Source organism: Paenibacillus ihuae (assembly GCF_001368795.1).
GTDB classification, from domain to species: domain Bacteria; phylum Bacillota; class Bacilli; order Paenibacillales; family Paenibacillaceae; genus Paenibacillus_AQ; species Paenibacillus_AQ ihuae.
The window spans coordinates 152452-164948 of record NZ_LN831202.1 but is presented as its reverse complement, the minus strand read 5'-3'; the positions used below and the strand labels follow the sequence as shown (position 1 = coordinate 164948).

Genomic DNA, 12497 nt, shown 5'->3' with positions numbered 1-12497 from the left:
ATTTACTAATTTGTTATGAGACAAGATAAAATATTCGCGACAGCAGTTCGACTCCCCTCGGCTCCATATGGAGTAAAAGACACCTTGAAGGGTGTCTTTTTTCATTTCTGAAGGTATCGACCGAAATCCTATTGAAGAATCCATATACATTACTGATTCTGAGGAGATGAACGAGCCGGGTTGAAAATAGGCGTGCATATGTTCGTAAAAAAGCGTTTATTTACTTCAATTTTTGTGTATAATAAAGCTGATTGTCCAACTTGTTCCAAAGGGGATGAAGAATGATGTCAATCAGTTTGAACCCGTATTTTGTTTTTAATGGAAACACAAGAGAAGCTCTGTATTTTTATGAAAAAGCGCTGCGCGGGAACGTGGTCGGGATTATGACGTTCGGGGATTTGCCGGAAGATCCGAATCATCCGCTGACCGATGAGATGAAATCTCTTGTGATGCATGCGCATTTGAAGGTTGGTGATGCAGATCTCATGTTCTCCGATACTTTTCCGGGTACGGCGCATCAGGCGGACGGTGATACGGTTCAGATTGCCATTCATCCTACAGAAGAGTCAATTGCACGGGAGATTTTCGCCGCACTGGAAGACGGTGGCCAAGTGGTCATGCCGCTGCAGAAGACGGATTGGAGCCCTTTGTATGGGATTGTTAAGGACAAGTTCGGCGTTACTTTTCAAGTGAATGTCGCGGAGGAACAGCCGCAGGGATAGTGTGTATTCTGATTCAGGTTTCCGCTCCACCCACAATACGCACCTGCTGGTTCTAATGGGACAGGCAGCTGAGGAGGAATGACTTGTGACAAATGATAATCAGACCATCGTGCCGCATATATGGTATGACAAAGAAGCGGTAGAGGCAGCTAATTTTTACGCTTCGGTTTTCCCCGAATCCAAGGTTACGAGTGTTACGACAATTCATGACACACCGTCAGGAGACTGTGACCAAGTTTCATTTGAAATATGGGGACAGAAGTTTATGGCCATCAGTGCAGGGCCCTATTTTAAGTTAAATCCGTCGGTGTCTTTCTTCGTTAATTTTGATCCGTCACGCGATAAGGACGCAGCTGAGAGAATAGATGAGGTCTGGGACAAGTTATCGGAGGGCGGCCAGGCACTAATGCCGCTAGATAAGTATCCGTTCAGTGAGCGGTACGGCTGGATTCAGGATAAATATGGCGTGTCCTGGCAACTGATGCTTACAAATCCCGAGGGTGAGGAGCGTCCGGCTATCATCCCGTCTTTTTTGTTTGTGGGTGATCAGTACGGTAAGGCGGAAGAGGCTATGTCTCTCTATTTATCTGTATTTGGCAACTCGCGGCAGGGAACGATTGCCCGCTATCCCAAGGGCATGGAGCCTGATCAGGAAGGAACCATTATGTTCGCTGACTTCATGCTGGAGAAGCAGTGGTTCACGGCCATGGACAGTGCGCATGAGCATAAATTCAGTTTCAACGAGGCGATCTCTTTTATGGTGAAATGCGATTCGCAAGAGGAGATAGATCATTACTGGGAGAAGCTGTCTGCAGTTCCCGAGGCTGAACAATGCGGCTGGCTGAAAGACCGGTTTGGCGTGTCGTGGCAGATTGTGCCGGCCGAGATGGACGAGATGCTGGGAAAGGGAGCACCGGAGCAAATTGCACGTGTTACGAAGGCATTTTTGCAGATGAAGAAATTCGATCTTGCAGCATTGCATAAGGCTTATAAGGGTGAGTGAAGCATAAGCTCTACCCTATGCCAGAAGAAGGCATGGTTATAGTAATGAAAGAAGCGATGAGAGAAAGTCCTCACCGCTTTTTTGTTTATTCAGATTTCCATCTTAATCGGGATATTTTCATTTCACAATGATGTGGGGTGGCCCAATGAGGCTAATCAAAGCTCAAAGCGGTCTAGAAGCTGCCAGAATTCATTTACCATATCCTTCGCGGGATAAGGCATAGAATTCGTAACCCACCATTCGATTACTCCGACTCCTGCTGATGCTAGGAATTGTACAAGCACCTCATTTTGAATATTTTGATTGGTGCCGCTCCTATTAACTTGTGCATTCAGGCTATTCTGAGCCATTTCTAGCAGCCGCTTTCTAAAGGCAGGAATGCCTTTATGGGTTAGTATGGTGGAATAGAAAAAAGCATGCTGCTCTAAATACTCGAACATACCGAGCATAGCATCTTTTGACGAAAAATGTTCGGTGTCTCCACCGGGAGGACAATTATTCTGAAATAATTGGTTTAAATGCATCTCAATACATTGTTCTAGAAGATCATGCTTGTCCACATAATGTAAATAAACAGTACCACGGTGTACATCAGCCCTGTCTGCAATTTCATTTATCGTTATTTGTTCAAAATTCTTTTCTGCCATTAGTCCTATAAAAGCTTCGTTAATCGCGCTTCTTGTTTTTTTTATCCGTCTATCCATTGTTTACTCCTTTAAAAGACACATCGAATGATTATGTTAATTAATCAACAAATCCAAACCTTTTACACATTGAGGGAAACTAAAAGTTCTGATAATAATTATACAAGACGCTAGTTTATAAATCGACATATGTCAAAAAAGGAGTGATTCTTATTTCAGAAAAACAATATAGAATTTTATTTTTTGGTGCAGGTGTTATAGGGAGCGCATACGCAATCAAATTCATTGAAGCAGGGATAGACGTTACTATGTATGCACGTTCACGTTCCAATAGATTAAAAGTATTGAAAGAAAATGGCCTGCAATATAACGAAAAGGGTGTAGTTAAATCTATAAAGGTAAATGTCATTGATACGCTTGAAAATGATGATGTATATGATTATATTTTCGTTACAGTCCGTTACGATCAATCGGAACAGGCGTTGTTAGCTCTGAAAGACAATCAAAGCCGAAATATTGTTACAATGACTAATACTTCAACAGGATTTTCTTCTTGGCTGGAGATAGTTGGAGACAGGCTGTTACCGGCTTTTCCGGGTGCAGGCGGGCAGATTAAAGAGGGTATTTTATATGCGCGGTTCCCGCCAAAGATTCTGATAGGTGCTGTGTTTGGAGAAATAAGCGGTTTAGTGACAGAACGCGTGGATAACCTCGCGCAATTATTTATAACTGCAAAGCTTCCCTACTCGATTAAAAAGGATATGAAATCATATCTAATCACACACTCAGTATCGGACATTGCATTGGTTGGCGCTTTACATTTTGAAGATAAGATCATCGACGAAAAAACAGCCAGAACCAGACAAACGGCACACCGAATAACCCTCACTTTAAAGGCGTATTTAAGGGCAATACAAAAAGCTGGCGTTGCTATTAATCCCTCAGCATTTAAAATGGTGCTTACATGTCCAGATTTGATCTTGGATTCGTTCTTTATGATGTGGCTGCGGACTAAAATGGTGAAGGATATGCTGTTGCCGGACTATGCGATTAATGCAAACAACGAAGTGGTGCAGCTGAATAATGATTTACTGGATTTTTTAAGTCAAAATGATATCACACCATAAGAACGAAACAGAAAAACCCGCTATCTAAGCGGGCATTTTGCTGTCTATAGGCACAATTATATTGTACTCTACTTCGCATCCTTATCCGGCTGGTGAATACCAAATACATTTCCTTCAGTATCGGTGTAATACCCTTGCCAAGCCATCCCGGGTAGTGCATGTTTTGGCAATGCAAGCTTGCCTCCGAGTTTTAGAATTTTGGCCTCAGTAGCATCGTAGTCACCGATTCCCATCGTACACGCAAATCCATTCATGGCCTGACCGGGCTCTGGAGAAGGACCTTGACGCTGCATCAAAGCGCCGTTAATTCCAAGTTCATCTGCATCACCTGTCACTGCTCCCCAATAAGGCATCCCGGCGTACTCGCTCCAGTCCTCAAAGGTCCATCCGAAAACCTCGCCGTAAAAGTTCTTAGCACGTTCCATATCATCTACATGAATTTCAAAATGAAGTAATCTGCCCATATAATCCTCCTAATTTTGAATTCTCGCCCTCTTCTATTATACTTTCCTTTTTAGAGGAACGGGATGCAATCCAGACAATAACCAGAACAAACCGGCACATGATTTATCGATGACATTCATTGATGAGATAGTTGTTTATCAAAAAAAGCCGCTCCTTGATACATCAGAAGTCATCTTTTTTCAGTTCACATCAATTATTTAGCATTCATTTGGGACAGCTCAACAAACTGTTTTTTCATATCCTTCGTCACAATCAGTTCATTGAGCTTGGTCGTTTCGACGCCTTGCGGCACTTCTTTCAGAATCTGATCAATGGTCGGCTCTCCATAGAATACCGCTTCTGGATTGTTACTGAAATGTTGTGGAATGATGACCTTTACATCCATATCATATAACGATTGAAAAATAGCGGTGTTTTTCAGTGTTTCCGGGCCGTATTCTCCCGCATAGGTCAAAACAACATCCGCACCTTTCACGGCCTCAAGCGCCTCTGGCAATTCTATCTTATCCGTCTCCCCCATGTGTACGATCTTGAAATCGCCAAAACGAAATACAAATATCTCGTTGTCCCCTAAATTCGATACATGTTTGGAAGAAAATCCGGTTACTTCTACCTCGCCGACTTTAATGGGTTCTTTCATCAAGGCGGGGACAAGTCTTTGGGGATTTCCCTTAAGCTGCTTCAAATCCGGAACATGATCATCATGATAATGGGACACTGTGTAGGCATCCACCTCCATATCAGGAGATGGACCAAAAAATGCTTTTAATTTGGACGGGTAGGGGTCGGTCAAGAATGTTGTTCCATCAGGAAAGGTTAAATAAAAGCATGAATTCCCCACGTATTTAATGGTCAAGGGACCATTCTGTGTTGGTTTAGAAGACGGTGCGCTGGTGGTGACGGCAGTTTCCGTGCCAGGTTCACTGCTTGCGGGTGCAGGAGATGATATCTTTGCAGCGGCTGCATCCGTATTAGGCGTACCACCTGTTGCGTCAGATTTCGAACAACCCCCCAACATAGCACAGCAGATAAGAATCAAAAGTAATACAGCGAGCACTCCGGTACTTCTTCTTTCAAATTTCATAGTATGACTCCCCTCAAACGATTTATGCTACAGAGGCATCATACCTAATCTCCTGTGCAGCGGGAATGGTGTATCTGCAATAGCTGTTTGCTTTTAAACAAGTTTTGCAATACACTCTGAAATTCTGCAGGTCTACCCGTTAACCCAAAAGTGTTATAAAATGGATTTGGTAAACGACTTACAATGGACAACTGAGGTGAACGCTGTGGATTTTGTAACAATCGGTAGAGAAGTGCATTCTGGCTATCGGCTTCCGTTATACTTTGCTGAACATGAATCATGTATAGAAGATACTCGGGGCTATGGCAGATGGAGTCTGGTGCTGATTGAGAAGGGATCGGGCATTCTATCCTGCGGAGGCTTGCAAACGCCTTTTACTTCGCCTGTGATTCTGTGTATTAATGAGCATGAATATGTGGAACTGAACGTATCCTCCGGTATATCCATAAAGTCCGTTTATTTTGATCCGTTAGTTGTGAATAGCAAATTCAATTTCGGAAATGTCCATAATCCTCATGGTGATTTCTCCGACACTGAAGAGCAGGACCTTTATCTGCTTCAGCCATTCATTAGGAGAAGCCTGGAATATCCCTGCATCTCAACAATAGATACTGCAAATGCTCAACATATCTCTAAGCTCTTGTGGCAGATGAACCAGACACTTGTGGCCCAAAGTGACTTCAATTGGCCCTGCCGCTCCCGCTCACTTTTACTGGAAGTGCTTATTCTCCTCTCAAAGCTGATTAATCAAGAGGAAAGTCTATCAGAATCAGAAGATACTGAACCTTGTGATAGGGTAAACGATATTTTGATTTATTTACATACAAACTATTCGAACAAAATAACGTTGAATGAATTAAGCCGAATGTTTCATGTGAACCGGACCACCTTAAATCATCAGTTCTCCCAGCTCACCAATTTGTCTGTCATCGATTATTTGATCAAGTACCGCGTGCAGATAGCCGCCACTTTATTGAGAGACACCTTGCTTCCGGTCGCGGAGATTATGGAGAGGACCGGCTTCCACAACACTACGCATTTTTGGAGAATATTTAAAAAGCATACCGCGCTCTCCCCCTCCAGCTACCGGAAACAACATTGCTGGATGTATGCTTCAAGTGAATAGTTTAATCCCTTGTAAGAGACAGGGTTTTTAAAAGTGTAAGCTGCTCCATATGAAGTAAAGCAAAAGACACCTTAACCGGTGTCTTTTTGCTGTGGGCACCCGCCCAAGTCCGCCCGTATAGTCCGGCAAAGCGCACCGGAGAGTACCATTCTCCTGTCATATAATCATTATCCCAGAATTCCGCATAAAGCGCTCCGATATGAGTAAATGATTGTTTAGGAACCGTTTTGAAGTCTGATATGCTCGGGATGCCTGGATCAGCGGATAAATGGGGAGGTGACAAGAGGAAGCCCACAGCCTTTTGCAAACGGTTACAGATGTATCTGCATCCATTAAAAATCGGGAGGAAATGAAATGAAGAAGTGGACGGCAAAGGCAACCGGTATTCTGCTGTTATTTTCAATGACACTAACTTTAATAGCAGGCGGATGGGGGAATACGGTGGCACATGCCGCGGGCCTTACGATCACCGGCAGCGGAGGCTGGAATGAAGCCGCATATGTAGAATGGTCACCGGTTAGTAATGCCGCAGGATACAATGTATATGTTAAACTGGCGAATGCAGCGGACTCGCAGTATCAGCAGATCCATAATGAATTGATCCGCAAATACGCTTCCTATTGGAGAGCTGATGCTGTAGGGCTGGCAGCCGGAAGTTATGTGATGAAGGTCGAGGCAACACTGACAGGGGGAGGGACGGCCAGTGCTGTATCCGATACGTTATCTGTAGCGTCCTTTGACCGGTCCGGATTTGCTTTTGCGGCAAACTCTCCGTTAGGCACAGGCTCAGGCGCATATAATGCGAATGGTACCTTGAAAAGCGGTGCACAAGTTCTGTATATCACCTCCCAGAATGCACAGACCGTAACGCTTCCTGTAAAAGTCAGCAGCTCAGGTGCTGTACAAGACGGCGTGGGTTTGGGCGGAATTTTGACCCTAAGACAAAAAGGCTACGATACCACCCCGCTCGCCATCCGGATTATTGGCGAAGTTACGGCCTCAGATCTGAGCGGGCAGCTGAACAGCAGCGGGTATCTTCAGGTTAAAGGTAAAAGCAATTATTCAGAAATGAATATTACAATTGAAGGGATCGGGGACGACGCTTACGCCTATGGGTGGGGGCTACTTCTGAGATATGTCGGTAATGTGGAAGTAAGAAACCTGGGCCTGATGTTATTCCCGGATGATGGCGTGTCGATGGACACGGGGAATGCGAATGTGTGGGTGCATAATAATGATGTTTTCTACGGATCTGCAGGCGGGGATGCGGACCAGGCCAAGGGCGACGGTTCCACAGACCTTAAGAACGGTTCGTCGTACATCACGATCTCTTACAATCACTACTGGGATTCGGGAAAATCTTCGCTGGTCGGGCTGACCGAACCGGCGGAATTCTTCGCCACCTTCCATCATAACTGGTTCGATCATTCGGACTCCCGTCATCCGCGTATCCGTGTGGCCTCTGTTCATATCTATAATAACTTCTATGATGGCATCTCAAAATATGGCGTTGGTGTTACCAGCGGAGGTTCGGCCTTTGTCGAATCCAACTATTTTAGACATACCAAATATCCGATGATGATTTCCCTGCAAGGCACGGATGCTCTGGGAGAAGAAGGTACATTCTCAGGCGAAAATGGCGGGATGATCAAAGCCTACAACAATCTTGTTGCGGATACGGCCAGTCTGATTTATGCCAACTCCAATACTGGAACAGCTCCGGCTAACGCAACCTCTTTTGATGCGTACCTGGCATCGGCGAGAAATGAAACCGTTCCGGGCTCATACAAGGCCTTAGCGGGCGGAACCGCTTATAACAACTTCGATACAACAGTTAACACGGGAGTAAGTGCATCTGCCGTTGACAGCGTAAGCGCAGTAGAGCAGATTGTTACGGCAAAAGCCGGCCGCCTGGACAGCGGAGACTTCACCTGGACATTCAATGATTCCGTGGATGACGCATCCTATGACCTCAATACAGCACTGATGTCCGCAATCAGAAGCTACAACACCGGGCTTGTATCGGTAGGCGGCAACTCAAGCCCAACCAGCCCGACTCCAACACCAACGGCAACAGCGACTCCAGTGCCAACCGCAACGGCTACGCCAACAGCTACACCAACCGCAACGCCTGCACCAACTGCAACAGCGACACCAACGGCCACTCCTGCACCAACTGCAACAGCTACGCCAACGGCAACGGCGACACCGACACCGACACCGACAGCAACTCCAACCACTGGAGCTTATGTCCACAACTTCACCACGTCAGGGACAACAAGCAGCTTCTTCAATATTCAAGGAAATCTCTCCACCAGCAAGGGGACGGTCGTATATAATGGTCTGACTCTAACCCAATGTCTGAAAATCGAGAGCTCAACCAGCATCGCGTTCACTGCAACGAAAGCTTCTACCCTGACATTAGTGTTTAACGCCGAAGGAACCCAGATAAAAGTGGACGGAACAAGCTATCCCATCACCAACCGTATTGCCACGGTATCTCTTGCGGCGGGTGCACATACCATTACGAAGGATAGCACTGCGAATCTGTATTACATTGAGTTGAAATAGTATGGCTGCGAGAATTTAGTGGCAATTGAAAGGCCATCGGCTAGTCACAAGCAGAAAGCGACCTTTAGGGGGCGCTTTTCTCTATTTTACTAAATTAATGGAGAGAGTTCTTTTGCCAGCGAATACGCATCGTCAACCGGAAGCTTGGTAAGGCTGTCCGCGGGGGAACATCTTTTATCGCAATAATTGGTTAGGTACAGACTTTGGGACAACGCGCTCACTCCTAATCACATGTTATGCTGAGAGCCAACTGCATCATCTGATGGTTTTCCTTTTTCTTATATTATTTAACTTTTATAAACAGTATAAGCAAGTTTCTCGTATAATGAAGTGAAATGTGCTTCTTTTGGAGCAGAGATTTCGGAGTAGAAAGGCTGGAATCGTCATGGCAGCAAATTGGTGGCTTGCACTCATTATTATGGTTGTGTTAAACGGAATATTGGTCTGGACTTTGTTTACAGGACTGGAGCCTACAAGCCGCAGGAAGAAGAAGTGGTTTTTTATTGTCGTGAATGGTATCGGGCTCATTCTAGCGGTTTCGCAATTTTTCTGGATGGATTTTTAGACGGGGTTCGTTAAGCAAGACAGGTCAGCCGGTTCTTCGGAGCGTGCTTCCTTGTCTTGCTTTTTTATTTATCATGGGCGTATCGTATTTTGCCTAAGAAGGCGGGAAGTGCTATGGTTAAAATAACCTAGCTAAGGAGGTAATACAGATGAGCCAGAAGCATATCCAGCTTGGCGCCATTCCTATCCCTAGAGCGAGTTCCCTTGCGCATCAGAAGGAGAATCTGGAGATCCTCGATTTCGAGCTGTCGGAAGCAGAGATGAAGGTGATCTCGGCACTCGGCAGGGAGGACGGCCGTTTGTGGGGGCAGGACCCGGCAACGTATGAAGAGATGTAAACTTAGAGTTAGCAGTACGTCTTAACACCCGGAAGGGTGTTTTTTTATGTCCGTAACAGCGGGTGATGAACGGGGATTGCAACAAAGCTGCTAATTCATGCAAGAAAACGAACAGATTCTGGTAACCGCAACGTTTTGCTTATATTATGTGTCATGAGGGGGGAGACAACACGTGGAAATTATTTTTGAAGCGGATGGGAGCATAGGTCAAGGCATAGCAAAAGTGACTACCCATCCCGCAGAGGCAGAACATTGGGGACAGATTAGGGAGGCCATACATCACTCTGGACATAAACTTGTCGTCATCCATCCTAAAAACGACCGCAATGTTCAGATTCTGCTCAGCTCCGTTGCTGTGATTGAATCCGAGGACCGGATGTGCAATGTGCGTTTGATTACCGGTGAAAGATATCTGCTGAACAAACGGTTGAAGGGGGTCGAGGACAGCCTGGAATCGCCGCATTTTATGAAAATCAATAATCAGACGATCATCAACACCAGCTACATCAAAGAGTTCTCATCCACGGACAATGCCCGGATCAAAGTTATATTAACCGATGGTTCAAGCTATTTGGTTAGCCGTTTTTACATCAAAAACTTTAGGGGGAAGCTCTCATGATCAACCAATTAAAGCATTCGTTCTTTCAGGTGTTTACGGTTACCTCGCTATGGGTGACGCTGCTGTTAACTGTTTTTAACGGGGATGAGTTAATCAGCATGCAGTATCTGTGGCGGGTCGCGGGTATTGCAGTTATAGCGGCTGCGGTATTCGGGGTAATGTACGATGCGCTGTGGAATCACTTCACGTTCAGGCCGGTCTGGAACATTCTTATCTCGTCGATTCTCTCAATCACAGGCAGTACTGCGGCAGTCTGGCTATATTCGACCGAAATGTTTGAGTTCATTCTCCCCTGGTGGCCCGGTATGCTGTTGCTGACAGTGGTGCTGCACACGATAGCGTTCTACTTCTATGCCAAAGCGGACAGCAGGAAGAAGGCGGAGGAGCTGAACCGGATTATTAAATAGGGTGAGGGGGCAGGGTACGCAGTTTCCAGCCGCAAAGACACTCCATTCGAGTGTCTTTGTTACTGCAATTCCCGCTGCCCGCTCTTCAGCCGGCGTGCAGTCTGCTCCTGCCTGGCAGCAAGCGCCGGCAGGGCCGGAGCGTTGCCGCTCATCTCCGGCAGCTGCTTCCAGTAGCGCTTCGGCATCAGGGATGCCCGCAGCCGGTCGTTCTTGCGCTCCTTGATTCCGATGGCGTTGTAGAATCCTTGCCAGAGTCGGCGGTAGGCTGCTTCCGCTTCGTCCGGCTCGGGCGGAATCCATTCCTGCAGCGGAATGATGGCCTGCCGGCCGGGCTGGTGGAGGAGTGCCATCCCATGGGTCTTGTCGTAGATCATGAAGCTCTCATTCTGGAACCGGTCGCAAAAATGATCCTCAATGACGGGAAGGATGTACCCCCGGGGTTCAATTACTGCCGCCATGACTGGACCGTATACACTGAACCGCACGAAGCCCAGATAATGATGCCCTTCCCGCCGGAGCTGCTGGACGGCCTTGTTCAGGGCACTGACCGTATCGTCGGCCAGCATGTTCATGACCCGGCGGCCATGGGTAAAGCCGAGATACAGGAAGTTCAGCAGCAGCATTTCTTTATCCATGGCGTTAGACCAGAAGCCGAGCCGTACCAGCTCCTCCGCCTCGGGAGAGATCTTCAGCGGGATGGAGCGCAGCACCCGGCCGGCCTTGACGCTGTCGGTTTCAATCCATTTGGACTCCAGCAGCAGCCCTTGCCCTTCTTCTAGAGAGTGGATGGCCAGCGGAGTTTCTTTCCACTCATAGCTCTCGAACACACAGCATAACAGGCCCTCAAAGCTGCCGTCATAAGTGTAGGCCAAGGCGGTTGTCTTGAACATGACGCCTAGACCCCTTTCCCGAAGGCGGCCGCTGTGCCTGCCTCCGGCAAGGCTGCCATATAACTGTCGTCGAAGAAGGAGAGCTGCTCCACCTCCGGCTGCTGAAACCGGGCCAGCTCCTGCCCGGACATGAGCGAACGAAGCAGGGTATGCTCGCCCACCTTTAGCCCCTCCAGCGGTTTGCCTTTGCAGGTGATGAAGAACTGGGCGCGTTTGAGCACCACGCCGAGCTTCTTCAGCGCGTAGAAATCCAGGCTTCCGGCCTTGCGCGCCTTGAGAATCCGCTGGGCGCTTCTTACGCCGATGCCAGGCACGCGCAGCAGCGTCTCATAGGGTGCGCGGTTGATCTCCACCGGGAATTGCTCCCGGTGATTGATGGCCCAGCTGCATTTCGGATCCAGCAGCGGGTTGAAGTTGGGGGCAGCTTCATCCAGCAGCTCCTTAGCCTCAAAGCCGTAGAAACGCAGCAGCCAATCCGCCTGATAGAGCCGGTGCTCCCGCAGCAGCGGCGGTTTGGTGTCGAGTGAGGGCAGGAGTGAGTCCTCGACCACGGGGGTATAGGCAGAGTAGAAAATACGCTTCAGCCCGTACTTCCGGTAAAGGCCTTCCGTAAGGTTCAGAATCTGATAATCGGTATCCGGCGTTGCGCCGACAATCATCTGGGTGCTCTGCCCGGCAGGCGCGAAGCGGGGAGCGTGCTTATATTTGACGAGATCCGAGCTGTTCTCGTTGATCTTACTTTTGATGAGGCCCATCGGCTTCAGAATGGATTGTTTGCTCTTGTCCGGAGCCAGCTTGTTGAGACTTTCCTGGGAGGGCAGCTCAATGTTGACGCTCATGCGGTCGGCAAGCAGGCCGAGCCGGGACAGCAGCACATCGTCTGCGCCGGGAATGGCTTTTACATGGATATAACCTCTGAAATTATAGACATTGCGCA

General features: G+C 47.4%; 15 protein-coding genes. 9 read left to right on the top strand and 6 right to left on the bottom strand.

What is annotated here, in order from left to right; all coding sequences use genetic code 11:
- The first annotated feature begins 284 nt into the window (after nucleotides 1-284).
- Nucleotides 285-722, top strand: coding sequence for a VOC family protein (locus AQR02_RS26475; RefSeq protein WP_054943343.1), 438 nt, complete (start codon nucleotides 285-287; stop codon nucleotides 720-722).
- An 85-nt stretch (nucleotides 723-807) separates the two neighbouring features.
- Entirely contained in the window at nucleotides 808-1725 is a 918-nt protein-coding gene (locus AQR02_RS26470) for a VOC family protein (RefSeq protein ID WP_054943342.1), read from the top strand.
- 155 nt (nucleotides 1726-1880) lie between these two features.
- Here AQR02_RS26470 and AQR02_RS26465 read toward each other — a convergent pair whose 3' ends face one another.
- Nucleotides 1881-2429, bottom strand: coding sequence for a TetR/AcrR family transcriptional regulator (locus AQR02_RS26465; RefSeq protein ID WP_054943341.1), 549 nt, complete (start codon nucleotides 2427-2429; stop codon nucleotides 1881-1883).
- A gap of 143 nt (nucleotides 2430-2572) precedes the next feature.
- Between AQR02_RS26465 and AQR02_RS26460 the strand changes: the two genes are divergently transcribed.
- Nucleotides 2573-3496 carry a ketopantoate reductase family protein gene (locus AQR02_RS26460; protein ID WP_245237757.1) on the top strand — a complete coding sequence of 308 codons (924 nt, stop codon included), beginning with the start codon at nucleotides 2573-2575 and terminating at the stop codon, nucleotides 3494-3496.
- A gap of 68 nt (nucleotides 3497-3564) precedes the next feature.
- Here the strand turns inward: AQR02_RS26460 and AQR02_RS26455 are convergent, their stop codons facing one another.
- Both AQR02_RS26455 and AQR02_RS31630 read right to left on the bottom strand, forming a co-directional pair.
- A complete protein-coding gene (locus tag AQR02_RS26455; RefSeq protein ID WP_054943340.1) occupies nucleotides 3565-3960 on the bottom strand; it encodes a VOC family protein in 396 nt (131 codons plus the stop codon).
- Nucleotides 3961-4154: 194 nt separating this feature from the next.
- The gene (locus AQR02_RS31630) at nucleotides 4155-5045 is read right to left on the bottom strand and encodes an MBL fold metallo-hydrolase (protein ID WP_082452092.1); all 891 of its coding nucleotides are present in this window, start codon (nucleotides 5043-5045) and stop codon (nucleotides 4155-4157) included.
- Between the two features lie 160 nt (nucleotides 5046-5205).
- Between AQR02_RS31630 and AQR02_RS26445 the strand changes: the two genes are divergently transcribed.
- Nucleotides 5206-6171: a helix-turn-helix domain-containing protein gene (locus AQR02_RS26445; protein ID WP_054943338.1), complete on the top strand. Its 966-nt coding sequence runs from the start codon at nucleotides 5206-5208 to the stop codon at nucleotides 6169-6171.
- 1 nt (nucleotide 6172) lies between these two features.
- Here AQR02_RS26445 and AQR02_RS33220 read toward each other — a convergent pair whose 3' ends face one another.
- Nucleotides 6173-6478: a hypothetical protein gene (locus tag AQR02_RS33220; RefSeq protein WP_209444313.1), complete on the bottom strand. Its 306-nt coding sequence runs from the start codon at nucleotides 6476-6478 to the stop codon at nucleotides 6173-6175.
- A 47-nt stretch (nucleotides 6479-6525) separates the two neighbouring features.
- Here AQR02_RS33220 and AQR02_RS26435 point away from each other — a divergent pair, with 47 nt between their 5' ends.
- The 5 genes from AQR02_RS26435 to AQR02_RS26415 all read left to right on the top strand — a co-directional run bounded on the left by AQR02_RS26435 (nucleotide 6526) and on the right by AQR02_RS26415 (nucleotide 10670).
- A complete protein-coding gene (locus AQR02_RS26435; RefSeq protein ID WP_054943336.1) occupies nucleotides 6526-8742 on the top strand; it encodes a pectate lyase family protein in 2217 nt (738 codons plus the stop codon).
- Between the two features lie 385 nt (nucleotides 8743-9127).
- A complete protein-coding gene (locus AQR02_RS26430; protein WP_148449218.1) occupies nucleotides 9128-9307 on the top strand; it encodes a hypothetical protein in 180 nt (59 codons plus the stop codon).
- Between the two features lie 148 nt (nucleotides 9308-9455).
- Nucleotides 9456-9644 carry a hypothetical protein gene (locus AQR02_RS26425; protein ID WP_054943334.1) on the top strand — a complete coding sequence of 63 codons (189 nt, stop codon included), beginning with the start codon at nucleotides 9456-9458 and terminating at the stop codon, nucleotides 9642-9644.
- Between the two features lie 172 nt (nucleotides 9645-9816).
- Complete coding sequence (locus AQR02_RS26420) at nucleotides 9817-10263, top strand: LytTR family DNA-binding domain-containing protein (protein WP_054943333.1); 447 nt, start codon at nucleotides 9817-9819, stop codon at nucleotides 10261-10263.
- Nucleotides 10260-10670 (top strand): hypothetical protein, encoded by a 411-nt coding sequence (locus tag AQR02_RS26415; protein WP_054943332.1) that lies wholly within the window; start codon nucleotides 10260-10262, stop codon nucleotides 10668-10670. Before AQR02_RS26420 ends, AQR02_RS26415 begins: the two co-directional genes overlap by 4 nt.
- A gap of 59 nt (nucleotides 10671-10729) precedes the next feature.
- On the opposite strand, the gene AQR02_RS26410 is transcribed toward AQR02_RS26415, so the two are convergent.
- Nucleotides 10730-11560 (bottom strand): TIGR03915 family putative DNA repair protein, encoded by an 831-nt coding sequence (locus AQR02_RS26410; protein WP_054943331.1) that lies wholly within the window; start codon nucleotides 11558-11560, stop codon nucleotides 10730-10732.
- Nucleotides 11561-11565: 5 nt separating this feature from the next.
- The coding region (locus AQR02_RS26405; protein WP_245237756.1) for a putative DNA modification/repair radical SAM protein at nucleotides 11566-12497 on the bottom strand (932 nt) is incomplete at its 5' end.

What these genes read in the sequence shown, in the direction of transcription:
- AQR02_RS26475 (WP_054943343.1), top strand. Translation starts at nt 285, where the DNA reads ATGTCAATCAGTTTGAACCCGTATTTTGTTTTTAATGGAAACACAAGA.
- AQR02_RS26465 (WP_054943341.1), bottom strand. Translation starts at nt 2,429, where the DNA reads ATGGATAGACGGATAAAAAAAACAAGAAGCGCGATTAACGAAGCTTTT.
- AQR02_RS26455 (WP_054943340.1), bottom strand. Translation starts at nt 3,960, where the DNA reads ATGGGCAGATTACTTCATTTTGAAATTCATGTAGATGATATGGAACGT.
- AQR02_RS31630 (WP_082452092.1), bottom strand. Translation starts at nt 5,045, where the DNA reads ATGAAATTTGAAAGAAGAAGTACCGGAGTGCTCGCTGTATTACTTTTG.
- AQR02_RS26445 (WP_054943338.1), top strand. Translation starts at nt 5,206, where the DNA reads ATGGATTTGGTAAACGACTTACAATGGACAACTGAGGTGAACGCTGTG.
- AQR02_RS26435 (WP_054943336.1), top strand. Translation starts at nt 6,526, where the DNA reads ATGAAGAAGTGGACGGCAAAGGCAACCGGTATTCTGCTGTTATTTTCA.
- AQR02_RS26430 (WP_148449218.1), top strand. Translation starts at nt 9,128, where the DNA reads ATGGCAGCAAATTGGTGGCTTGCACTCATTATTATGGTTGTGTTAAAC.
- AQR02_RS26425 (WP_054943334.1), top strand. Translation starts at nt 9,456, where the DNA reads ATGAGCCAGAAGCATATCCAGCTTGGCGCCATTCCTATCCCTAGAGCG.
- AQR02_RS26415 (WP_054943332.1), top strand. Translation starts at nt 10,260, where the DNA reads ATGATCAACCAATTAAAGCATTCGTTCTTTCAGGTGTTTACGGTTACC.
- AQR02_RS26410 (WP_054943331.1), bottom strand. Translation starts at nt 11,560, where the DNA reads ATGTTCAAGACAACCGCCTTGGCCTACACTTATGACGGCAGCTTTGAG.